This window comes from Streptosporangium vulgare, from assembly GCF_042428775.1.
Classification (GTDB): domain Bacteria; phylum Actinomycetota; class Actinomycetes; order Streptosporangiales; family Streptosporangiaceae; genus Streptosporangium; species Streptosporangium vulgare.
Map to the genome: position 1 here is coordinate 1 of NZ_JBHMBS010000035.1, position 22352 is coordinate 22352.

The 22352-nt window shown below is 72.9% G+C and carries 18 protein-coding genes; 7 read left to right on the forward strand and 11 right to left on the reverse strand.

Features of this window, described 5'->3' with window-relative positions:
- The first annotated feature begins 366 nt into the window (after window positions 1-366).
- Window positions 367-981 carry a TetR/AcrR family transcriptional regulator gene (locus ACFFRH_RS39165; protein ID WP_344749335.1) on the forward strand — a complete coding sequence of 205 codons (615 nt, stop codon included), beginning with the start codon at window positions 367-369 and terminating at the stop codon, window positions 979-981.
- A gap of 52 nt (window positions 982-1033) precedes the next feature.
- On the opposite strand, the gene ACFFRH_RS39170 is transcribed toward ACFFRH_RS39165, so the two are convergent.
- Window positions 1034-2185: a GDSL-type esterase/lipase family protein gene (locus tag ACFFRH_RS39170; protein WP_344749336.1), complete on the reverse strand. Its 1152-nt coding sequence runs from the start codon at window positions 2183-2185 to the stop codon at window positions 1034-1036.
- Window positions 2182-2667: an FBP domain-containing protein gene (locus ACFFRH_RS39175; protein ID WP_344749337.1), complete on the reverse strand. Its 486-nt coding sequence runs from the start codon at window positions 2665-2667 to the stop codon at window positions 2182-2184. Before ACFFRH_RS39175 ends, ACFFRH_RS39170 begins: the two co-directional genes overlap by 4 nt.
- 81 nt (window positions 2668-2748) lie before the next feature.
- Between ACFFRH_RS39175 and ACFFRH_RS39180 the strand changes: the two genes are divergently transcribed.
- Window positions 2749-3342 (forward strand): TetR/AcrR family transcriptional regulator, encoded by a 594-nt coding sequence (locus tag ACFFRH_RS39180; protein ID WP_344749338.1) that lies wholly within the window; start codon window positions 2749-2751, stop codon window positions 3340-3342.
- A 298-nt stretch (window positions 3343-3640) separates the two neighbouring features.
- Here ACFFRH_RS39180 and ACFFRH_RS39185 read toward each other — a convergent pair whose 3' ends face one another.
- Window positions 3641-4231: a short chain dehydrogenase gene (locus ACFFRH_RS39185; RefSeq protein WP_344749340.1), complete on the reverse strand. Its 591-nt coding sequence runs from the start codon at window positions 4229-4231 to the stop codon at window positions 3641-3643.
- 51 nt (window positions 4232-4282) lie between these two features.
- On the reverse strand, window positions 4283-4639 hold the full coding sequence (locus ACFFRH_RS39190; RefSeq protein ID WP_344749341.1) for an MmcQ/YjbR family DNA-binding protein: 357 nt from the start codon (window positions 4637-4639) through the stop codon (window positions 4283-4285).
- A 37-nt stretch (window positions 4640-4676) separates the two neighbouring features.
- Here ACFFRH_RS39190 and ACFFRH_RS39195 point away from each other — a divergent pair, with 37 nt between their 5' ends.
- The 3 genes from ACFFRH_RS39195 to ACFFRH_RS39205 all read left to right on the forward strand — a co-directional run bounded on the left by ACFFRH_RS39195 (window position 4677) and on the right by ACFFRH_RS39205 (window position 11895).
- A complete protein-coding gene (locus ACFFRH_RS39195; RefSeq protein WP_344749342.1) occupies window positions 4677-5180 on the forward strand; it encodes a DinB family protein in 504 nt (167 codons plus the stop codon).
- 57 nt (window positions 5181-5237) lie between these two features.
- Window positions 5238-5855, forward strand: coding sequence for an SRPBCC family protein (locus ACFFRH_RS39200; protein ID WP_344749343.1), 618 nt, complete (start codon window positions 5238-5240; stop codon window positions 5853-5855).
- Between the two features lie 550 nt (window positions 5856-6405).
- Complete coding sequence (locus tag ACFFRH_RS39205) at window positions 6406-11895, forward strand: ATP-binding protein (protein WP_386162602.1); 5490 nt, start codon at window positions 6406-6408, stop codon at window positions 11893-11895.
- 234 nt (window positions 11896-12129) lie between these two features.
- Here ACFFRH_RS39205 and ACFFRH_RS39210 read toward each other — a convergent pair whose 3' ends face one another.
- From ACFFRH_RS39210 to ACFFRH_RS39235, 6 genes are all read right to left on the reverse strand, one after another.
- A complete protein-coding gene (locus tag ACFFRH_RS39210) occupies window positions 12130-12894 on the reverse strand; it encodes a VOC family protein (protein ID WP_344749344.1) in 765 nt (254 codons plus the stop codon).
- Window positions 12895-13152: 258 nt separating this feature from the next.
- Window positions 13153-14289 carry a bifunctional WXG100 family type VII secretion target/C40 family peptidase gene (locus ACFFRH_RS39215; RefSeq protein WP_344749345.1) on the reverse strand — a complete coding sequence of 379 codons (1137 nt, stop codon included), beginning with the start codon at window positions 14287-14289 and terminating at the stop codon, window positions 13153-13155.
- Window positions 14286-14594, reverse strand: a complete 309-nt coding sequence (locus ACFFRH_RS39220; protein WP_344749346.1) for a hypothetical protein — start codon at window positions 14592-14594, stop codon at window positions 14286-14288. The genes ACFFRH_RS39215 and ACFFRH_RS39220 overlap by 4 nt, the downstream gene beginning before the upstream one ends.
- 202 nt (window positions 14595-14796) lie before the next feature.
- A complete protein-coding gene (locus ACFFRH_RS39225; protein WP_344749347.1) occupies window positions 14797-15753 on the reverse strand; it encodes an SRPBCC family protein in 957 nt (318 codons plus the stop codon).
- Between the two features lie 36 nt (window positions 15754-15789).
- Entirely contained in the window at window positions 15790-16104 is a 315-nt protein-coding gene (locus ACFFRH_RS39230; protein ID WP_344749348.1) for an ArsR/SmtB family transcription factor, read from the reverse strand.
- A gap of 220 nt (window positions 16105-16324) precedes the next feature.
- Window positions 16325-17371, reverse strand: coding sequence for a CPBP family intramembrane glutamic endopeptidase (locus ACFFRH_RS39235; RefSeq protein WP_344749349.1), 1047 nt, complete (start codon window positions 17369-17371; stop codon window positions 16325-16327).
- A 370-nt stretch (window positions 17372-17741) separates the two neighbouring features.
- On the opposite strand from ACFFRH_RS39235, the gene ACFFRH_RS39240 reads away from it, so the two are divergent.
- Window positions 17742-18179, forward strand: a complete 438-nt coding sequence (locus ACFFRH_RS39240; protein ID WP_344749351.1) for an SRPBCC family protein — start codon at window positions 17742-17744, stop codon at window positions 18177-18179.
- Between the two features lie 180 nt (window positions 18180-18359).
- Here ACFFRH_RS39240 and ACFFRH_RS39245 read toward each other — a convergent pair whose 3' ends face one another.
- Window positions 18360-18842, reverse strand: coding sequence for a hypothetical protein (locus ACFFRH_RS39245; RefSeq protein WP_344749353.1), 483 nt, complete (start codon window positions 18840-18842; stop codon window positions 18360-18362).
- A gap of 168 nt (window positions 18843-19010) precedes the next feature.
- On the opposite strand from ACFFRH_RS39245, the gene ACFFRH_RS39250 reads away from it, so the two are divergent.
- On the forward strand, window positions 19011-22265 hold the full coding sequence (locus ACFFRH_RS39250; protein WP_344749354.1) for an ATP-binding protein: 3255 nt from the start codon (window positions 19011-19013) through the stop codon (window positions 22263-22265).
- Window positions 22266-22352 lie beyond the last annotated feature (87 nt).

Sequence of the window (22352 nt, forward strand, 5' to 3'; positions counted from 1 at the left end):
CCAGCACGACGTTACGGCCCTTGGGGCCGAGGGTCACCTTGACGGCGTCCGCGAGCTGGTTCATGCCACGCTCGAGACCGCGCCGGGCGTCCTCGTTGAACGCGATCATCTTCGACGTCATTCCTGCTCCTGCTCTCGATGGCTCTCGGTGGTTCTTGACGGTTCTCGACGGGGTTGTCCGGGACGGCGCCCGCGACGGACGGCCCACCGGCGGGCGGCCGACCCGCCCCCGGACCTCGCCGTCCCGGCACACGCCTCGTGGTTGGCACTCTCCAGGCGTGAGTGCCAGGCGCTCCACCGCACTCTACCCGCAACTTGCGTGTCACGCATATAGTGCGTGTTACGCAATCTCGATAGGATCGCCGTATGAACGACGACGCGATGGACCTCCGGGCACGTAACAGCCAGGCCACCCGGGAGGCGATCGGCCATGCCGCGCTGCGCCTCGCCATCGAGCAGGGGCCCAACGGGCTGGCCCTGGTCCGCGTCAACGACATCGCCACGGCGGCGGGAGTCTCCCCCCGCACCTACAACAACTACTTCTCCAGCAGGGCCGAGGCGATCTGCGCCTTCCAGGCCGACCAGTCCAGGCGCGTGGGGCAGGCGCTGCGCTCGCGGCCCGCCGACGAGCCGCTCGGCGAGGCCGTCACCGCGGCCGTGGTCGAGCTCTACACCGACCCCGAGCCCGACAAGGCCGGCCTACGCATGATCATGTCGACGCCCGAGCTGGAGGGCGAGGCGCTGAGGGCGTTCACCATGGCGGAGGGGCCGCTCGCCGAGGCGATCGCGACGCGCACCGGCACCGACCCCGGACGCGACCTGTTCCCCGCCGTCACGGCGGCCGCGGTCGCCGGTGCCATCCGCGTGGCGGGGCGGCACTGGCTGGAGCCCGGCAACACCGAGTCCTTCGCCGCCACGCTGCGCCGCGCCCTGTCCTGCGTCCTGCCCGCCGCGCCGCCCGACGGCGCGCCCGGCCGCTGACCCGCCGGCCGCCGGGTCGATCGCGTTCCCCCTGCCGGACGGGCTCGCCGGGCTATCGGGACCCGTCGGCGGTGAACGGGCCGTGGCTCCCGAACGCCTCGGCGGCGAAGCGCTCGCCGATCCTGCGGTGACCGGCGGCGTCCGGGTGGAGCTCGTCGGGCAGCGGCAGCTCGGCGTGGTCGGCCTCGCCGTACAGGGCGCGGCCGTCCAGGTAGTGCAGGTTCGGGTCGTCGCGGTTCGCGACGAGACGGGCCAGCTCGTCGCGGATGACGGTGAGCGTGAGGCGTCCGTCCACGGTGTCCGGTGAGGTGGCCACGGAGCGGAACGTCAGCCGCCCGCCGTCGAAGTGCGCCGCGATGGGGCCGGGGGTGTCCTCCAGGAAGGGGCACAGGATCGGCGAGACGACCAGCAGGGGCGCGCCGGGGTGACCTTCGCGGATGGTGTCGAGGAACCCGTGCACCGCCGGGCCGAAGGCGCGCAGGCGCATCAGGTCGTGATTGACCAGGTTGATACCGATCTTGACGCTGATCAGGTCGGCGGGGGTGTCGCGCATGGCGCGGGCGGTGAACGGGTCGAGCAGGGCGTTTCCGCCCAGGCCCAGGTTGACCAGCTCCACCCCGGCCCGGGTGGCGGCGAGTGCCGGCCAGGTGGTGCTGGGGCTCTCGGCGGCCGAGCCGTGGCTGATGGAGCTGCCGTGGTGCAGCCACACCCGGCGGCCCGCGCCGGAGGTGGGCGTGAGCGGGGCGTCGGCGCGCAGCGCGACCAGCTCGGTGATCTCGCGCAGCGGCAGCCAGATCTCCACGTCCTTCTCGCGGCCGGGCAGGCCGGCGAACCGGGCCGTCCTCTCGGGGGTGGGCAGCCCGCTGAATCCGGACGTCCTCTCGCGGACGGGCGAGCCGGTGACGGTCGCGGTGCCCCGGCCGGCCAGACGGCCGTCGACGAGCAGGTCGTAGAGGCCGTCCTCCGGCTCGGGCAGGCCGGGGTGGACGACCTTGACCGGCAGCACGTCCAGCTCGACGGCGGTGGCCCGGGTGCGGAAGGCCAGCCGTACCCCCGACGGCTGGGCTTCCACGGCGGCCAGGTAGGCGTCGGGGAACTGGGCGCGGGCGCGGGCCGGCAGCCGGTGCGGCAGCAGGCCGTGGGCGGTGTGTTCCAGCTCCAGCGCGCCGCGCACGAGGTCGGGGGTGATGGGGACGTCGATCACTTGGTCACCTTCCGGAGGAACCGGGTCACGTTGTCCGCGGTCCTGTCGATCTTCTCTTCGAGCGTGAGCGACTCGGGCATCCGCCCGCCGGGCCCGGCGTCCTTCCGGCCGCGCAGGTAGAGGGAGCAGGCGAGGTCGGCGCAGATGTAGGCGCCCACGGAGTCGCCGTCGCCGCCGGGCCGGCGGGCGGTCATCAGCGACACCCCGTCGCCGGTGTGAGTGGTCAGGCAGAGCGAGCACATGGTGCGCCGCGCGTGCCCGGCGTGCGGGGCGGCCCGTCGCAGCGCCACCCCGACCAGCCGGTCGCCGTGCTCGGCGACGAGGTAGGCGCGGCCGGGGGAGGCGGGGTCCCGCCAGCCCAGGAAGTCGAGGTCCTCCCACGGTCGGGCGTCGAGGTCCCTGGGCACGGCGAGCCGCTTGACCTCGCCCTTGGTGCAGTTGACGAAGGAGGCGCGGATCTCGTGCTCGGAAATCACTCTCATAGTCAAAAAGCTAGCTTCCCTATACGCAGATAGCAAACTACTATGTATTTTCCTAGATGTCCTAGGAAAGGGGGATGGTTCATGGCGCGCGCCGGAGTGACCGTCGAACGGCTGGCCGAGGCGGCGGCGGAGCTGGCCGACGAGGTGGGGCTGGAGAACGTGACCGTCTCGGAGCTCGCGCGCAGATTCGGGGTGAAGGACGCGAGCCTGTACTCCCACATCAGGAACGCGCACGAGCTGCGGGTCCGGGTGGCCGTGCTGGCGCTGGCCGAGCTCGCCGACCGGGGCACGGCGGCGCTGGCCGGACGGGCGGGCAAGGACGCGCTGGTCGCCTTCGCCAACGTCTACCGCGACTACGCGAGGGAGCATCCGGGCAGGTACGCGGCGGCGCAGGTCGAGCTCGACCCGGAGACCGCGAGGGCGAGCGCGGCGCGCCGGCACTCGGACATGATGCGGGCCATCCTGCGTGGCTACTCGCTGGTCGAGCCCGACCAGACCGACGCGGTCCGGCTGCTGGGCAGCACCTTCCACGGGTTCGTGAGCCTGGAGCGCGCGGGCGGCTTCCGCCACCATCCACGCGGCGCGGACGAGTCCTGGGGCCGGGTGCTCGACACGCTCGACGTCGCGCTCCGCAACTGGCCGCCGAGCGCGGGCGATACCGGCCGCGATGATTAAAACTTGACTTATATAAGTTAGAAGTGAAATTTTCGTTGCCGCGCAGGTCTTCGGGGCGCTCGGCGACCCGGTGCGACGCCGCCCGTGGACGGACACCCCCGACGAGAAACGAGGAAGACACGTGATCGACTTCCTGAGCGCTACCACGTTCGACTCGGAAACCGGGAGGACACGCCCGAGGCGAAGGAGTTCGCCACCCGCGGCTGCCACGCCTGGGGACTCGCGGTCCGGGCCGCCTGGGGGACCGGTGACGACGACCTTCGCGTTCGGCTCCCGCCTCCCGGTACCCGCCTCCGGGTCAGCCGATCTCGTAGACCTGACCGGTCTGGTGGCCCTCGATGGAGCGGACGTAGGCGTTCGCGGCCCGGCGCACCGGGACGGGCTCGAATCCGGCGAAGAGGTCGCCGTACGCGCCGACGGACTCGGTGAAGACGGTCGGGCTCACCGCGTTGACGCGCTGCGGCAGCTCGATCGCGGCGGCGCGGACGAAGGCCTCGACCGCGCCGTTGGCGAGCGACGCGACGGTGCCGGTGCGCACCGGGTCGCGGGCCAGCACGCCGGTGATCAGGGTGAACGACCCGGTGACGTGGGCGGTGCCCCGGCGGACCAGCTCCACCTGGCTGATCACCTTGCCGACGACACCGTCCAGCACGTCCTGGTGGCTGAGCTCGCCGAACGGCAGCCACGGTACGCCGCCCGCCGCCGAGGCGACGGCGTCCACCTCGCCCACCTTCCCGTACATCGCGCGGATCGACTCGGTGTCGGTGATGTCGACCGAGACGTCCGAACCGCCACGGGAGGCGGTGACGATCTCATGGCCGCGTTCCCCGAGGACGTCACGGACGCTCCGGCCGAGGGTTCCGGTCGCTCCGACCAGCAGGATTCTCATGGGGGTAGCTTGACCACCGCCACATCGTGAAGTCCAGACCCGCTTCGGGACTCACTCCAGGAGGGCGGCGAGGCGCTTGGGCGCGACGGTCCGGTAGGCGTCGGTGACGATCTCGGCGATCTCGGCCCAGTCCTGGGGGACGTCGAGGTACACGCCGAGCCAGCCGCGGTGGCCGACGTACGGCGGGCGGAAGAAGCGCTCGGGAGCCTCGGCGAGCAGGGACTCCTGGACGCCGGGCGGGGCGGCGCACCAGAAGGCGAGCCGGTCGTCGTGGTGGTGGTCGGCGTACGACACGAACGTCCTCCTGCCCTGGACGAACCAGGCCGGCTCGCCGTGACTGAGCCGTTCGGTGGTCTCGGGAAGCGCGAGGCAGAGCCTGCGCAGCGACTCCAGCGGATCATCGGCCATGACCAGACGGTACTTCGCGGTGGGAGAATCGTGAGCCGTGACCGACAACCGCATTCCTCCGCCCTTCGTCGGCGACGAGCGCACCATGCTGAACAACTGGCTCGACTGGCACCGCGAGACCCTGGCCGTCAAGTGCGCGGGGCTCTCGGTGGAGCAGCTCCGGGAGCGCTCGGTGCCGCCGTCGACCCTGTCGCTCCTCGGCCTGGTCCGCCACATGGCGCACGTGGAGCGCTCCTGGTTCCGCCGCGTGCTGAACGACGAGGACGTCCCCCTCCTGTACAAGACCGACGATCCCGACGCGGATTTCAACGACGTCGACACCGCCTCCGCCCAGGAGGCTTTCGCCACCTGGCAGGCCGAGATCGAGATCGCCCGCAAGCTCTCGGCCGAGGTGCCACTGGACGCCATCGCGAAGCGGCAGCGCCACGGGCAGGACTGCTCCCACCGCTGGATCCTCGTCCACATGATCGAGGAGTACGCCCGGCACAACGGCCACGCCGACCTGCTGCGTGAGCGGATCGACGGTCTCACCGGCGAGTAGGCGGCCCGGACGTCCCGGCCGCGAGCGCCGCATGACAGACGACACGGAGGACACCTGATGGACATCGTTGACGAGATCAACCAGGCGCACCGCGAGTTGCTCGACGGCGAGCGCAAGGTCGTGACGCTGCGACGGCGCTACGACGCGGACTCCGAGGACGTGTGGGACGCCTGCACGAACCCCGAGCGGCTGAGCCGCTGGTTCCCGCCCGTCACCGGGGACCTGCGGCCGGGGGGCACGTACCAGATCGAGGGCAACGCGGGCGGTGAGATCCTGCGCTGCGAGCCACCCCGCCTGCTGAGGATCAGCTGGCTGTACGGCGAGGACCCCGGCTTCTCCGAGGTGGAGTTGCGCCTGTCGAGCGAGGACGGCGGCACCCTGTTCGAGCTGCGCCACACCGCCGACGTGCCGCCGGAGATGTGGTCCGGCTACGGTCCCGGCGCCGTCGGGGTGGGCTGGGACCTCGCCGTCCTGGGCCTCGGCCTGCACCTGTCCGGCGCGCCCAAGGTCGAGGAGCACACCTTCCACCAGACCGACGAGGGCCGGCGCTTCATCACGGCCAGCAGCCAGGCGTGGGGCCGGGCCTACGAGGCCGCGGGCGGCTCGCCCGGCCAGGTCGCCGCCACCGTCGCCGCCACCACCGCGTTCTACGCCCCCGAGGAGGAGCCGTCATGACCCGGGGTGGCCGCCCCCTGCCCTCGAAGCCGCGCCGAGCCGCGAGGTGACCGGTGCGCCACCAAGGGGCGAGACGACCGGTGGCGACCGCGCGCCACGGACGATCACGCGCCGTGTGATGACCGATGGAGGTGCCGCGCCGGGCGGTGATCCACGGCGATGCCGCGCCGCGCGGTGACCGGCGGCGATCACGCGCCGTGGCGAGGTCCCGGGGACGGCGGTGCGCTGCCCCTTTGTCGCCGCCGGGCAAACGGACTACCCTCGCCCCTGACCGGTCCGAACGGGCCTTCGAGTCCGCGAGGAGTCCACGAGGAGCCCGTGAGGAGTCGACGAGGTGTCCACGAGCCGCCGCGACCAAGATCACATCAGTCGCGCCTCACACCGCCACATGTCACACCACTCCGTCGGGTGCGTTTGTACGAGCCGCACAACTTCGGCCGCGAAACACGCTTAGTCCCCACCATTCCGGTATCCGGAGGCAGTAGAGAGTATGTACCCCGGCTATGGCGGGGACGACCGCCGTGTTCACCGTCTTCGAAAGGCCCGCTCAGTGTTCAGTCGTGTCGCCATCGTCAACCGTGGTGAAGCCGCCATGCGGCTCATCCACGCCGTTCAGGACCTAGCAGCGGAGACGGGCACACAGATCGAGACCGTCGCCCTGTACACCGACTCCGACCGGACGGCCACGTTCGTCCGCGAGGCCGACATCGCCTACGACCTGGGACTCGCCGCGAACCGGCCGTATCTGGACCACGCGGTCCTCAGGAAGGCCCTGATCGAGACCGGCGCGGACGCGGCCTGGGTGGGCTGGGGCTTCGTGGCCGAGGACCCGGCGTTCGCCGAGCTGTGCGCCGAGATCGGCGTGACGTTCGTCGGCCCGGGCGCCGAGGCGATGCGCAGGCTGGGCGACAAGATCGGCTCCAAGCTGATCGCCGAAGAGGTCGGCGTGCCCGTCGCGCCGTGGAGCCGCGGCCCGGTGGAGACGCTGGAGGAGGCGAAGGCGGCGGCCGACCGGATCGGTTACCCGCTGATGCTGAAGGCGACCGCGGGAGGCGGCGGCCGCGGTATCCGGATGGTCGCCGACGCCGACGAGCTGTCCCAGGCCTACGAGCTGACGCGCCAGGAGGCCGCGCGCGCGTTCGGCAGCGGCGTCGTGTTCCTGGAGCGCCTGGTGACGGGCGCCCGGCACGTCGAGGTGCAGGTCATCGCCGACGGGCAGGGCACCGCGTGGGCGCTGGGCGTGCGCGACTGCTCCGTGCAGCGGCGCAACCAGAAGATCATCGAGGAGTCGGCCTCCCCGGTCCTCGACGCCGGGCAGGTCGCCGAGCTGAAGGCTGCGGCCGAGCGGCTCGTGCTCGCGGTCGACTACAAGGGCGCGGGCACCATCGAGTTCCTCTACCACCCCGGCGAGCGGCTGTTCGCGTTCCTCGAGGTCAACACGCGCCTGCAGGTCGAGCACCCGATCACCGAGATCACCACGGGCGTCGACCTGGTGAAGGCCCAGCTGCACGTCGCGGCGGGCGGCAGGCTGGAGGGTGACGCCCCGGCGGAGTGGGGGCACGCCGTCGAGGCGCGCCTCAACGCCGAGGACCCCGACCGCGACTTCGCCCCCTCGCCCGGCCGGATCGCGCGGCTGGCGCTGCCCAGCGGCCCCGGCATCCGGGTGGACACCGGGTTCAGCGAGGGCGACACCATCCCCGCCGACTTCGACTCGATGATCGCCAAGATCATCGCGCACGGCCGCGACCGTACGGAGGCGCTCGCCCGGCTGCGCCGCGCGATGACGCAGACGACCGTCATCATCGAGGGCGGCGTGACGAACAAGAGCTTCGTCCGCACGCTGCTCGACGAGCCCGCGGTGATCGACGGGTCCGCCGACACCGGCTGGATCGACCGCGTGCGCGCCCAGGGCGCCCTCGTCTCGCACCGCCACTCCGCGATCGCGCTGATCGCCGCCGCCATCGAGGCCTACGAGGACGAGGAGGCCGTGACGCGGCAGCGCTTCCTCACCACCGCGCACGGCGGCCGCCCGCAGGCGCATCACGAGAGCGGGCGCGCGTTGGAGCTCAAGCTCCGCGACGTCGGCTACCGCGTCCAGGTCGCCCGTACCGGCGGCCACCGGTTCCGCGTCGGCGTCTCGGCGGGCGGCCCCCAGCACGCGGCCGACGTCGACCTCGAGCGCTTCGACGAGCACAGCGGCCAGATCACCGTGAACGGCGTCCGCTTCAAGATCGTCACGAGCACCCACGGCCCGATCCACCTGGTCGAGGTCGACGGCGTCACGCACCGGATCAGCCGCGACGAGGGCGGCATCGTACGCTCGCCGGTGCCCGCGCTCGTGGTGGCCACGCCGCTGCAGGCGGGCGACGAGGTCGAGGCCGGCGCCCCGCTGCTCGTGGTCGAGAGCATGAAGATGGAGACCGTGCTGCGCGCGCCGTTCCGCGGCCGCGTGCGGGAGCTCGCGGTGTCGGTCGGCAGCCAGGTGGAGGCGGGTGCCCGCCTGCTGCGCCTGGAGCCGCTGGGAGACGGCGACGAGGCGGCCGGTCCCGTGGCCGAGGTGCGTGAGGTCGAGCTGGACCTTCCCGCCGAGCCGGTGGGCGTGCCCGCGGCCGAGCGGGCCGCGCGCGGCCTGCAGGACCTGCGCAGCCTCCTGCTGGGCTTCGACGTCGACTCGCGCGACGAGAAGCGCCTGCTCGACGGCTACCTGGCCGCGCGCGCCGAGCTCGCCGAGAAGGGCGAGCACGAGCCGGCCGGCGAGGTCGAGCTGCTGCGCATGTTCGCCGACCTGAGCGAGCTGAGCCGCAACCGGCCCGCCGGGGAGGAGTCGAAGTCCGACTCCTCGGTGCACAGCCCCCGCGAACACTTCCACACCTACCTGCAGTACCTGGACCCCGACCGGGCCGGTCTCTCGGAGAGCTTCCGGCAGCGGCTCACGCACGTGCTGTCCCGCTACGGCGTCGAGGGCCTGGAGCGCACGCCGGAGCTGGAGGACGCGGTCTTCCGGATCTTCCTGGCCCAGCGGCGCGCGTCCACCGACGTCGCCGTGGTGACGACCCTGCTGCGCGAGTGGGTGAAGGAGTCCCCACCCGCCCAGGCGGACCGCGTCACCGTCGGCCTGGCGCTGGAGCACCTGGTCGCCGCGACCCAGGTCCGGTTCCCGGCCGTCGCGGACCTGGCGCGCGGCGTGGTGTTCGCCTGGTTCGCCCAGCCGCTGCTGCGCCGCACCCGCGCCAGGGTCTACACGAACGTCCGCAAGCACCTGCGCCACCTCGACCGGCACCCGGACGCGCCCGACCGCGCCGAGCGGATCTCCGCCATGGTCGCCAGCGCCGAGCCGCTCGTCCGGCTGGTCGGCCAGCGGATCGGCCGCGAGGGCGCGGACCCCGTGCCGCTGCTGGAGGTGCTGAGCCGCCGCTACTACGGCAACCGCGCGCTCAGCGACATCCGGGTGAGCAAGGTGGCGGGCTGCACGTTCGTCGTCGCCGACCACCGCACCGCGACCGGCAACGGCCGCGTCGTGGCCACCGCGGTCGACTTCCCGGCGCTGGCCGAGGCGGTCAAGGCGGTCGGCGAGTTCGCCGGTGACGGTGAGCTGATGGCGGACATCTACCTGACCTGGTCGGACGGTCCGAGCGACCCCGACGAGATGGCCGCGCTCCTGCGCGAGGTCATGGTCGCGCAGCAGCCGCCGAACCAGGTCGGCCGCATCGTCACGACCGTCGCGGGCAACAGCGGCGCCGTGATGCACCACCACTTCACCTTCCGGCCGTCCGCCGACGGCTTCGCGGAGGAACGGCTGCTGCGCGGCCTGCACCCGCGCATCGCCGAGCGCATGCAGCTGGAACGGCTGCGCGACTTCGACCTCACCCGGCTGCCCGCGCCCGACGAGGAGGTCTACCTCTTCCGGGCCACCGCGCGGCAGAACCCGTCCGACGAGCGCCTCGTCGCCCTGGGGCAGGTCCGCGACCTCACCCCGCTGCGCGACGACGAGGGCAGGCTCGTCGCGCTGCCCGCGGCCGAGAACATCCTGGCCACGTGCCTCGACGCGATCCGCCGGGCCAGGAAGCCCGGCGCGAAGACGTCCGCCACGAACCGGATCGTCATCTACGTGTGGCCGCCGAACGACCTCTCGCCCGACGACCTGAACACCGTGGCGAAGCGCGTGCTGCCGACGACGGCGGGCGCGGGCCTGGAGGAGGTGCTCTTCCTCGGCAGGCGCCGCGACGGCGCCACCGGCGAGCTCGTCGACATCGCCGTCCGGATCGGCTACGACGTGGGCTCGGGCGTGCAAGTGTCCGTCGTGCCGCCGCCGACCGAGCCCATCGAGCCGCTGGACGACTACCGCCAGGAGGTGCTGCGCGCGCACAGCCGCGGCACGCACCACCCGTACGAGCTGACCGCCATGCTCGCCGGGCCGTTCGGCTCGTTCACCGAGTACGACCTGGACGAGCAGTCGACGCTGGTGCCGGTGAACCGGCCCAAGGGGCGCAACACCGCCGCGCTCGTCGCGGGCGTCGTCAGCACGCCCACGTCGCGCCACCCCGAGGGCATGACCCGCGTCGTGCTGCTGGGCGACCCGACGAAGGCGCTCGGCGCGCTGTCCGAGCCCGAGTGCGCGCGGGTGATCGCCGCGCTCGACCTGGCCGAGCGGATGCGGGTGCCGCTGGAGTGGTTCGCGCTCTCGGCGGGCGCCCGGATCTCGATGTCGTCCGGCACCGAGAACATGGACTGGGTGGCGGCCGCGCTGAAGCGGATCGTGAACTTCACCCAGGACGGCGGCGAGATCAACATCGTGGTCGCGGGCATCAACGTCGGCGCCCAGCCGTACTGGAACGCCGAGGCCACGATGCTCATGCACACCAAGGGCATCCTGGTGATGACCCCGGACTCCGCGATGGTCCTGACGGGCAAGCAGTCGCTCGACTTCTCCGGGGGCGTGTCGGCCGAGGACAACCACGGCATCGGCGGGTACGACCGGATCATGGGCCCGAACGGTCAGGCACAGTACTGGGCGCCGGACATCCGCGGCGCGCGGGAGGTCCTGATGTCGCACTACGACCACAGCTACGTCGCGCCGGGGGAGAGCCGGCCGCGCAAGACGGTCACCGGTGACCCGGTGGACCGCGACGTGTCGACGTTCCCGCACTCCGCGCCCGACAGCGACTTCACGACGGTGGGCCAGATCTTCTCCGTCGAGTCCAACCCGGACCGCAAGAAGCCGTTCGACATCCGCACCGTCATGCGCGCGCTGTCCGACCAGGACCACCCGGTGCTGGAGAGGTGGGCGGGCATGGCCGACGCCGACACCGCCGCGGTCCAGGACGTCCACCTCGGTGGCCGGCCGGTGTGCCTGCTGGGCATCGAGTCCCGGTCCGTGCCGCGTCGCGGGTTCCCGCCCACCGACGGCCCGGACACCTACACCGCGGGCACCCTGTTCCCGCGCTCGTCCAAGAAGGCCGCCCGCGCCATCAACGCCGCCAGCGGGAACCGCCCGCTGGTCGTGCTGGCCAACCTGTCGGGGTTCGACGGGTCGCCGGAGTCGATGCGCAAGCTGCAGCTGGAGTACGGCGCGGAGATCGGCCGCGCGGTGGTGAACTTCAAGGGTCCCATCGTGTTCTGCGTGATCTCGCGGTACCACGGCGGCGCGTTCGTGGTGTTCTCCAAGGCGCTCAACCCGAACATGACCGTGCTCGCGGTCGAGGGCTCGTTCGCCTCGGTGCTCGGCGGCGCTCCGGCCGCCGCGGTGGTCTTCGCCCGTGACGTCGACAAGCGGACCGGCAACGACCCCCGCGTGCTCGCGCTCGCCGCCCGGGTCGCGGAGGCACCGGCCGCCACGCGGGCCGCGCTCGCCACCGAGCTCGCCGATCTGCGGTCGTCGGTGCGGGCCGAGAAGCTCACCGAGGTCGCCACCGAGTTCGACCGCGTGCACAGCATCCAGCGGGCGGTCGACGTCGGTTCGGTGGACATGATCATCAGCTGCGCCGAGCTGCGGCCGAGGATCATCGAAGCGGTCGAGAAGGGCCTCGCCCGGCAGGGCTGACCCGGCCCCGAGGCCGGACGTCCTCGTCCGTCTTCCGGCGGGCCCTGTCCTCCGGGGGGCGGGGGTCTTGGGGCCGCCGGATCGGGTGAGAGATCGTGGAGTGCGCGCACGACGATGGTTACTGCCGGCGCCGGACCGGCGCCGGCAGTAACCATCGTCGTCCTACGCGGGTGCCCGCGTCCGAGGAGGAGTGCCTCGTCAGGGCGGCGAGTCCGGCGGGGCGCCCCGCGCGGGTCAGCCGACGCTGGTGATGACGGCGAAGCGCGCGCCGTGGGGGTCGGAGACCACGGCGAAACGGCCGACGCCCTCGATGTCGGCGGCGGGCGCGACGAGGTCGCCGCCGAGCTCCCGCACCCGCACGACGGACGCGTCACAGTCGGCCACCTCGAAGTACGGCAACCAGTGCGGCCTGTCGCCCGCCCCGAGCGGCTTGACTCCTCCCAGGGCCGAATTCTCGCCCTCGGCGGTCGACAGCAGGAGGTAGGGCATGTCGCCGAATGAGATGTCCTGGATGTTCCAGTCGAAGACCGCCCGGTAGAAGGGACGGACGGCCTCCGGGTCGGGGACGTACACCTCGCACCAGGCCAGGGAACCGTTCTCGGTGACGAGGTCCAGGCCCTTGGTCGTGCCCGGCTGCCAGACGGCGAACTCCGCCCCGCCGGGGTCGGTGAACCCGGCCATCCGGCCCTTGGTGAAGACGTCGTCCGGGGCGACGCGCACGGTTCCGCCCGCCTGCTCGACCGCCTTCGCCGTGGCGTCGGCGTCGGAGGTCTGGAAGTAGGGCATCCACGCCGACACCGCTCCCTCCTGGGTGAGCGGCCCGACGGCGGCGACGGTCTCGCCGTCGAGCTGGAAGAAGCCGTAGCCGCCCGCGTGGGGGCCGGCCGACTGGAAGCTCCAGCCGAACAGGGGGCGGTAGAAGGCGGCGGCGGCCTCGGTGTCGGGCGTGCCCAGGTCGATCCAGCTGGGGGAGCCAGGGACATATCGGGTGGTGAGCATGGCCTCTTCCTTCGGTGCGTTCACATGCCGGTGACCCGTCTCCAGGCTTTCGCGCGGGGGGCGAGAGCATCGAGCCGGTCGCCCGTCAGCCTGCCAGAGCCCGCCGACATTTCCCTTCCGTCCATACCCGGTGCGCGGACGGCCGAGGGACGCGGCGGCCGGGGAACCGTCGGCCGTCACCGCCACCGTGAGGGCCCGCAGGTCAGCGTCGTGCGAGCCTCGCACGGGCGCTCAGCCGTGGGAGCCGCGCACGGACGCTCAGGTGAAGCGCCGGTAGGTGATGGGTGACGCGCCGGCCACTGTCTGGATCTTGACGTGGTCGCCCGGCTTCGGGGCGGCGATCATCTTGCCGTCGCCCATGTAGACGGCACAGTGGGTCGCCGGGTCGCCGAAGAAGACGATGTCGCCCGGCTGCGGCGGACCGGTGATGGGCCGGCCGCTCGCCTGGTATCCGGCGGCGGTGTTGTCACCGATCTTGATTCCCGCCTCGTTCAGCGAGACGTGCACCAGGCCGCTGCAGTCGAACGCGTTGGGCCCGTCGGCGCCCCAGACGTAGGGCTTGCCGATGTGGCTCCTCGCGGCGGCCACGATGTCGGCTCCGGTGCCGTCGCCGGTGACCGTGTACGGGATCGCCTGACCTCCGCCACCGCCACCGCCCGAAGCGCCGCCCGAACCGCCGCCCTGGTTCCCGGACGACGATTCACCGCCGCCGCCACCTCCGCCGTTGCCGTCGCCGCCCCGCGACCCGGGTCCCGTACCGGCGAGCGCGGTGCGGAGCTCCTCCTCGGGCACCGGCACCCACCGGGTGGTGTGCCCGGGGCCGGGGACGAAGTCCTGGTCGCCCGCGGCCGGGATGGCGGAGAAGAGCGTGGTGTCGCCGAGATGCTTGTCGATCTCGCGCCGGGCGGTGGACAGCGCGGTCTCGGCCGTGTCGACGTGCCCCTGCACGCGGGACACCGCCATCTCGACCTGCCGGCCGATGACCGGCCTGAGCTGCTCCTCGGTGGCGTGCGGGTTGCGACGCCGGTACTCCGCGGCCCAGGCCAGCAGGTCACCGCAGACGCGCTCGGCGTTCGACCTCGCCGTCTCGACGGCGCCGGCGGCGGTGTCCAGGGAGCCCGCGCAGTCGCTCAGCGCGTCTCGCAGGGAGGTGCCCGCCCTGCCGTATCGCCGCATGTACGCCACGAAGGCGTCGGCGGAGGCGCCCTTCCAGGCGATGTCCACCTGGTTGACCGCGTTGTTCAGGAGCGTGAACGGCTCGGTGGACGAGCTGACCGCCTTGCGCCACCGGGTGGCGACGGCCCGGATCGCGGTGGGATCCCCGTCCGCCTTCCTCACCAGCGCGACCAGGGCCTGACCTCCGGGCAGCGCCGCCACGGCGTCCATGTCGGTCATACGGCGGGAAGGTGGCTCGTGGTGCCCCGCTCGGCCGTGGTCACGTTGTCCTCGATCGTGTCGAGGGCGCGCTCGACGCCGTCCAGGCGGCTCTTCACCGTGCCGAGCTCGCTGTCCGCGTGTCCTTCCACCCGGCCGATCGCCGCGGCCAGCTCCTGGGCGCCGTCCAGGGTCCCGAAGAGCGACGAGCTCGCGCCGCTCCCGGCCGGGAAGTCGTCGCCGACGGTGGCGAGCCTTCTTCCCTGGGAGTTCACCGCGACGCGCAGCTTGGCCAGCGCCTCACGGTTCAGATCGAGGTTTCCCACCGGGGCCGACTCCCTCCGCCGTCGCCGATGTGGCTCGTTGGCCGGTTGCCTGCCCACCGTCCGGCCCATATCTACCGAGAAGCGATCATATCCACCGAACGACGATCATCGCTGCTCCTTCGCCTTCGTTGTCTTATAAAACCATAGCATTGCTATGCAATATAACGACATGATGAGAGCGGGAAAGCCCGTACCCGGGATGTCATCCCAGGCGATGCTCGTACAGTTTCCGTAGTTCCTCGACGCGGTCCTCGGGCTGTCGCCGGAGCTCGCCCTGGACGGCCGCGAAGAGCGCCTCCAGGTGCGCCTGCCAGGCGGCGAGTGCCGTCGCGCGGAGATCGGCCAGTCGCGCGGGAACGGTCTGCGTCAGCACGACCCGGGTGCCCAGCGCGGGGTCGTGCGTGAGTTCCCAGCGCACCCGTCCCGCGGGCTCGCCGTCATGAAGCCACTCGTACTCCAGGACGCGCGGAGCCACGGCCTCCGTCACCGGGCCCGCGGGCACGTACGGGTTCGTGAACCACACCGGAGGCTTCGCGCCCGGCCGGGGGGCGTCCCGCTCGGCGAGGATGTCCCACACCTCCTCGACGGGCCTCCACATCAGGTCGCGGGCGAACCTCACGAGGTGGCCGTCGCCGCTCCGACGCGTCTCGCCCTCGGCCAGCCCGAAGACCTCGACGTAGGCGCCGACGCGGTCGGCCCAGCCCGAAGGCGGCTCGGTGGGCTCGCCGTCCAGCCCGGCCAGCAGCGCGGTCAGGCAGACGTCCCAGCCCGCCGCGGTGCGCCCCGCGGTGAGCCTGCCGGCCCACCCGCCTCCCAGCGTGTGAGTGAAGACGAGCCGGCACCCCGGCCCGTCGGGGAGCAGCTCGAAGCGCAGCACGTCCTGGTTCCAGCGGAAGGCGTACACCTTCGGGGGGTCGAGTTCCAGGATCCGGCCGTGGGTGGGGGCGTTCCCGCCCTCGAAGGTGAAGCGCATCTCGGCGCCGACGACCTGCTCGGTCTCGACCGCCGCCGGGAACCAGCGGACCATCTCGGCCGGGTCGGTGACGGCCCTCCAGACCTTCTCGGGGGAGTGGGCCAGTCGCCGCTCGAAGCGCAGCACCGGCCGGTCGCCGACGGTCCGCAGGGTCGCCCGTCGTCCTTCCGCTGTGTCGTCTTCCACTGTGTCGTCCTTTCTCGCGTCCTGCCGGATGTCCCGTCAGGTCTCTTCCGGCATGGTGTCGAGGTGGCGTTCGAGCGCGTCCAGGCTGGTCTCCCACATGCTCCGGTAGGGGTCGAGCCAGGCGGCGATCTCGGCGAGCGGCTCCGGCCGCAGCCGGTACCACCGGCGCTGCGCGTCGTGCCTGACCTCGACCAGGCCCGCCTCGCGCAGGATCCTCAGGTGTTTCGACACCGTCGGCTGGGTCAGCGCGAGCCGCTCCACCAGGTCGCCCACGGGACGCTCGCCGGTGCGGAGCAGGTCGAGGATCTCCCGGCGCCGGGGCTCGGCCAGTACTTCGAATGTGGTTGCCACCTCAGAAATATAGCCAGATTGGCATATAAGCTGTCAAGGGACACGGAAGGCGGTGCCGTGCTGCTCTGGGCCGAGGTCCCGGGCCGGTGGCGGCCATCGCTCGGCCGTGAGGTGGTTCCGGACGGCGACCGCCGGGCCGCGGTGGGGATCCGCGCGGCGGTCCTGAGCCGTCCGGGCGATCCGAGCCGTGGCCGCCGCGGTCGCCGCGGTCGCCGTGGTCTCAGCGGGAGACGGTCTCGATCCTTCGCCTCCTGGCCATGACCACCACCACGATCGCGTAGAGGCCGAGCTGCACGACCGTTCCCGCCAGGCTCTGCCAGGGGACCGACCCCTGCTTCAGCGCCTCCGACAGGCTCCCGTCGGCTCCGCTCACCCCGAACGCGAGCACGTTGTTGGCCACGTGCAGGGCGATGGCGGCCTCCAGGCCGCCGGTACGCACCGCGAGCCAGCCCATCAGCGCCCCGAAGGCGAAAACGTCGACGATGCCCCAGTCGATGTAGGCGTGCACGGCGGTGAAACCGGCGGCGCTCAGCAGGATGCCCGGCCACGGGTTGGAGAGGAAGCCGCCGAACGCCTGGATCAGCCACCCCCGGAAGACGTACTCCTCGGCGGCGGCCTGGAAGGGCACCAGGAGCAGGGTGACGGCCAGGGCGGGCAGGAAACGCTCCCAGCCGACCCAGCCGAACAGGTCGCCGAGGTCCTCCCCGGTGGCGACGTAGGCGACGGCGACCGCGCCCTGGCCCAGCACCACGGCGCCGATCGCCACCGCCGCGCACCGCGCCATCCACCCCCACCGCAGGCGGCCCGTGACCGAGGAGAGGGTGCCGGGCGGGCGCCGCTGGATCCACGCCACCACGCCGTACACGATCGGCAGGACGGCCGCGATCGCGAGCAGGTTGATGCCCAGGTCGAACACCGGATCGGTGAAGATCTGCCCGTTGGTCCCGCCTATCTCGACGCCCACGAGCAGGCCGAGCGTCGCACCGCCGAGGATGACGGCGAGCCCGGCCAGCATGAGGCCCGCGAGACCCACGACCGTGCCCAGCAGCGGCCGCCACCAGGCGTGCAGGCGGGTGCGCGCCAGCCGGTCGTAGCGGCTGCCGGGCGGTGCCGGCACCAGCCAGGGGTCGTGCCGGGGCGGGGGCGGGAAGTGTTCCATGGGCACGCCGGACGCGTAGGGGGAACCGGGATCGCCGAACCGGTGGGGCGGCGGGCCGGGAGGCTGGGAGGGCTCCGCCGCGGGCCGGGGGTCCTGGGGGACGTGCATGGCTTCATTCCGTTCCGATGGGTTCACGGAGTTTACGGGGTCGGCGGTCGGAGGTCGGAGGGGGAGGGCGGGACGCGCCTCGCCGGGCCCGACGCTCCACCCGGGATCCCGGTACTCCTCCCGGGATCTCGATGCTCCTCGCACAACGACACCCGGCACCGTTCGGTTCCGCGCCGTTCCCGCCGGAGGCACCGCGGGTCCCCGGCGGGCGATCCCGGTGAAGGCTCCGGCCGCGAGCACTCGGAACGCGGTTTGACCTGGCGTTTCATGGATGGATCTCGCGGGGCGGGGTAGGTCGTCGATCGACGTCCACGACCGGTCGGCACTCTCCCCGGGCCGAGGCCGGGGTCTCCACACCGGAGGGATCGAGATGAGTGAATACGAGCGTTCCCGTACGATCGCCGCGCCGCCGGAGGTGGTGTTCGACCGGGCGGGCGACCTGGACAACCTCGACGATTGGCTCCCGCACGACCTGCACGTGCGGCCGGGAGATCTGCCCGCGGTGACGGTGCACGAGGACGCCGACGGGCGGGGCGCCGGGCAGGACTTCCGCGCGCTGCTGCGCACCGAGCGCGACCAGCTCCGGATGGAGTGGGGCACCCGCGACGACGGCAGCTACGCCGGCTGGCTCCAGGTGGCCGGGATCGGCGACGCCGAGAGCGAGGTGACGATCCACCTGTCCTTCTTCGACGAGGCGCACGTCCCGCCGGGCGACGCGGTCGACCGGGCGCTCGCCGACAGCCTGGAGCGGCTGGCCGCTCAGGTGGGGGTGTCGGCGGAACACGACGGAAACAGGCCTCAGGCCTGATCGTCGGTCGTTGGAACCCTGGGGTCCGCGCTGGTCGGTGGCGCTCTCCGAGGGGTCGGGCGGCATCGGCCGACCGGACGGCGTACCCGAAAGGGCGCGGCAGCCGGCGGGGGCATGGCCCCGCCGACGACCTTGCCGCGCTGCCCCGCGGCGGCAGCGCGGCCTCGGCCCCGAGGGCGGTTACAGAGCGGTCATCTCAAGGCTGACCACGTACGAGTACGCCGTCTGCTCGTTCCCGGTGAGGGTCCTTGTGATGATCCTGGTGGCGCCCGTGGCGAGCCCGGCGCACGTGTTGCCGGTGGCGGTCACCGTGCCGAGCCGGTCGCCCTGTCCCCAGACCGGGCCGTCGGTCTCGCGCAGCTCGAAGTCCACGTCCTGGGTGTTCAGGATGATCGAGGTCGGGCCCTCGAAGTCGCCGGGATCCCCGTCGTCACCGGCGTTCATGCCGAAGTAGTTGGCGTTGATCCGGGGGAACAGGTTCCCGCCGACCAGGAACCGGAGCTCGTCCTGGCCGTCCCGGTCGGCCACGTTGCCGGCGTCGATGTCGTACAGTTCCACGCGGCACGAGCCCGCCATGGCGGCCGCCGGGGTCGCGGCCAACGCCATCGGCGCCACCAGACCTCCGGCCAGGGCGAGTGCGGCGATCACCTTACGAGAATGCATGCTGCTCCTCCTGGAGACGCTGACGTTTCGCGACCGTCGCGAAACGCTGCGTCAGAGTCGCGGAGGCGGCGTGAGCACATCGTGAGATCCCAGGTCAACGGCGTAGGGCACACGATTCGCGCGTCTTCCGACACAGCCGGGCGGCAGGCCCGCGTCTACCGTCCTCGTATGGCAGATTCCTTCAGCCTGCTGCTGCTCGGCCCGCCCGAGCTGGCTGTCGGGGGAAGGCCGGTGCGGATCCGTTCGGCCAAGACACGGGCACTCCTCTGCTATCTCGCCACCACGCCGGGGGCGCGCTCGCGGGCCGAGCTCGCGGGGCTGCTGTGGGGCGAGCGTCCCGACGCCAACGCCAGGGGCAGTCTGCGACTGGCGCTGTCGGAGCTGCGCAAGGACGTGGGCGGCCGGCTCGACATCACCCGCGACCACGTCGGCTTCCGCGCCGACGACGGCTGCTTCGTGGACTACTGGCAGCTCACCCGGGACCCGACGGTGGCGGGGGCGCTCCGGTTGTGGCGCGGGGAGTTCCTCGACGGCCTCTCCTTCGGGGACGCGCCCGCGTTCGCCGGGTGGCTGGAGTGCGAGCGGCGGCGGGCCCGGCTGGTGCTGCGCGATCTGCTCGTCCGCCCCGGGCCCGCCGCCTCCGAACACGTCGTACGGCTGGCCAGGATCGTGACGGAGCTGGACCCGTACGACGAGGAGGCCCATCGGGTGCTGATCGCCTCCCTGGCCGGGAGCGGGAACCGGGCCGCGGCACTGGCCTGCTACGAGGAGCTGCGCCTGCGGCTGGCGCGCGAGCTGGGCGTCGACCCCGCACCCGAGACCCGCGCGCTCCGCCGGGACCTCACGCCCCGGCCCGCGACCGCCCGCCGGGCCGCCCTGCCGGTCCCCGGGTCGGAACTGGTCGGCCGCGAGTCCGACATTCGCCGCCTACGTGCCCTGCTGTCCCGGGAACGCCTGGTCACCCTGTCGGGACCGGGCGGCATCGGCAAGACCCGGCTGGCCATCGCCGCGGCGGAGGCCGGGGGCCGGGACGCCGCGCTCCTCTCCGCCACGGGGACCGGTGAGCACGACGCCGCGCCCCTCTCCTCCACCGGCACCGGTGAGCACGACGCCGCGTCCCCCTGCTCGGCGGATGTGGCGTTCGTGTCTTTTGCCGGGGTGCGGGCGGACGCGGCCGTGACGACGCTCGCGCGCCGGCTCGGCGTGGACCTCTCGCCGCCGCGGCCCGCCGCCGAACTGCTGCTCGCCGCCCTCGCCGACCGCTCGACGCTGCTGGTGCTCGACAATCTCGAACACCTGCCGTCCTTCGACGGGGTGATCGCGGAGATCCTGCGGGTGGCGCCGGGCCTGCGGGTGCTGGCGACCAGCCGGCGGCGGCTGGACGTGCCCGGACAGGTGATCGTCCCGGTGGAGGGGCTCGCCGAGCCGGCCGCCGAGGCGTTGTTCGCCGCGCGGGCGCTCAGGGCCCGGCCGGAGTTCGACCCCGAGCGCGAGGCCCCGCTGGTGGCCGCGATCTGCGCCGCGACCGGCGGGCTGCCGTTGGCGATCGAGCTGGCGGCCGGCCTGCTGCGTGCCGTGCCGTGCGCCGACCTGGCCGAACGTCTCGGCGTGGACACCGGGCTGCTCTGCACGGCCGGGCCCGCCGCACGGCCCAGGCACGCGAGCATGCGTACGGTCTTCGAGACGTCCTGGCGGCTGCTCGACCCGGCTGGGCGGGCGGCGCTGGCGGCGTTGTCGGTGTTCGGCGGCGGCTGCACCCTGCGCGCGGCCCTGGAGGTCGCCGCGACCGGCCCCGAGGCGCTGGTCCACCTGGTCGACCACAGCATGCTGCGGCTCACCCCGGCCGGCCGGTACACCCTCCACCCCGTCATCCAGCAGCTCGCCGCCGCCCACTTGGAGGACCCGGGGGTACGCGAACGGCACGCCCGCCACTACGCCCGTCTCCTCGACCGGCACGCCACCGCGCTCCAGGACGGCTCGGACGCCGAGGTCGTCCGCGTGCTCGGCGCCGAGATGGACAACATCCGCCTGGCCTGGCGGGCGTCCGGACACCCGCGCTTCCTGGACCACTACTGGACGTTGTGCCTGCGACTGCGCCTGTACGAGGAGTCCGTGGCGATCGTCCGCGAGCACCTCGACCGCCCTCCGCGGGACCCGCGCCTGCGGGCCCGCCTGCTCCGGATGGCCGCGGTGAGCTCCCACCAGCTCGCCAGGGAACGCGCCGCCACCCGCCTGGCCCGCGCCGCCCTCGACACGCTCGGCGAGCCGATCCCCACCACCCCCGCCCGACTCGCGGCCGCCCTGCTGACCGCCGCCACCCGCCAGGCCGCCCACCGCCTCCTGCCGATCACGGCCGTCCGCCGTCTCCTCCCGGCACCCCGTACGGACGAGGCCGCGCAGGCGCTGACCTTGCTCGCCCGGCTCGCCTACCACCAGCGGGACCTCCCCCTGATGCTGGTGACCTCGCTGCGTCAGCTCAACGCCGCCGACCGCGGGACCAACCCCGCCCTGCGTGCCGAGTCCTACGCGAACTTCGCCGCCATCGCCCGCCTCGCCGGTCGCCACCGGATCGCCACCCGCTACGGCGGCCTCGCCGACCAGGCGCTCTCCCGCATCGACCACCCGGCCGAGGCCGTGCACCGGGCCCGGCTGGCCCGCGGGATCGACCTGCTGCACGCGGGCCGTTTCGAGGACGCCAGGCGGTCGTTCACGGAGGGACGGTCGCGGACGATCGACCCGCGGGTGGCCGAGAACTGCGCCGGCATGCTCGCCGAGACCGCACTGTGGCAGGGCGAGTTCGCCGCGGCGGCCACCGCGTACGCCGAGACGGAGGAGCTGGCGGTCGCGCGGGTGGGCGGGGACGACATCGGCCGCCACTGGTGCCTGACCGGCCGGGCCGAAGCGCTGTTGCGCCTGGACGGGGTGCCGGTGGAGCGGATCCGGGAGCTGCTGGCGGCCGCCCGCGCCTCGCACGAGCGGCGGCGTACGCACGCGAAGGAGATCGGCCTGCGCGACAGCCCGGCGAGCCGGACGATCCAGGAGTTGCGCCTGCTCACCATTGCGGCCCGCCTGGACCCGGCGCGGGCGCCCGCGGCGCTGGCCGAGGCGCTGACGCTGGCCGAACGGCTGCCGACGGTGCAGCCCGGCATGCTGGAGTGCTGGACCGGCCTCGCCGAGCTGCTCGGGGACGCGGGGCAGGACCGGACCGTGGCCCCCCGCCTGCTCGGGCACCTCTCCCGGTACGCCGCCCGCAACCCCGGCGCCGCCGCCCGGATCGGCTGGGCCCTCGCGCTGATCCTGACCGACCTGGGCGGGCGAAAGCGGGCCAGGAGGGCGGCCGAGCAGGCGATGGCGACCGCCGAACGCCTCGCCGCACCGTACGACCACCGCAGAGCCGAGTCCCTGGCCCGCGCCCTTGGGTGAGGGTTCCACCGTCTTCGAGGGCGGATGGTGCGCGCGAACGCCCGCGCGCCGCGCGATGCCGGCCGCGGTGTCCGGAAAGCCGGCGAA

What these genes read in the sequence shown, in the direction of transcription:
- ACFFRH_RS39250 (WP_344749354.1), top strand. Translation starts at nt 19,011, where the DNA reads ATGGCAGATTCCTTCAGCCTGCTGCTGCTCGGCCCGCCCGAGCTGGCT.
- ACFFRH_RS39245 (WP_344749353.1), bottom strand. Translation starts at nt 18,842, where the DNA reads ATGCATTCTCGTAAGGTGATCGCCGCACTCGCCCTGGCCGGAGGTCTG.
- ACFFRH_RS39175 (WP_344749337.1), bottom strand. Translation starts at nt 2,667, where the DNA reads ATGAGAGTGATTTCCGAGCACGAGATCCGCGCCTCCTTCGTCAACTGC.
- ACFFRH_RS39200 (WP_344749343.1), top strand. Translation starts at nt 5,238, where the DNA reads ATGGACATCGTTGACGAGATCAACCAGGCGCACCGCGAGTTGCTCGAC.
- ACFFRH_RS39215 (WP_344749345.1), bottom strand. Translation starts at nt 14,289, where the DNA reads ATGACCGACATGGACGCCGTGGCGGCGCTGCCCGGAGGTCAGGCCCTG.
- ACFFRH_RS39235 (WP_344749349.1), bottom strand. Translation starts at nt 17,371, where the DNA reads ATGCACGTCCCCCAGGACCCCCGGCCCGCGGCGGAGCCCTCCCAGCCT.
- ACFFRH_RS39185 (WP_344749340.1), bottom strand. Translation starts at nt 4,231, where the DNA reads ATGAGAATCCTGCTGGTCGGAGCGACCGGAACCCTCGGCCGGAGCGTC.
- ACFFRH_RS39180 (WP_344749338.1), top strand. Translation starts at nt 2,749, where the DNA reads ATGGCGCGCGCCGGAGTGACCGTCGAACGGCTGGCCGAGGCGGCGGCG.
- ACFFRH_RS39210 (WP_344749344.1), bottom strand. Translation starts at nt 12,894, where the DNA reads ATGCTCACCACCCGATATGTCCCTGGCTCCCCCAGCTGGATCGACCTG.
- ACFFRH_RS39165 (WP_344749335.1), top strand. Translation starts at nt 367, where the DNA reads ATGAACGACGACGCGATGGACCTCCGGGCACGTAACAGCCAGGCCACC.
- ACFFRH_RS39240 (WP_344749351.1), top strand. Translation starts at nt 17,742, where the DNA reads ATGAGTGAATACGAGCGTTCCCGTACGATCGCCGCGCCGCCGGAGGTG.
- ACFFRH_RS39190 (WP_344749341.1), bottom strand. Translation starts at nt 4,639, where the DNA reads ATGGCCGATGATCCGCTGGAGTCGCTGCGCAGGCTCTGCCTCGCGCTT.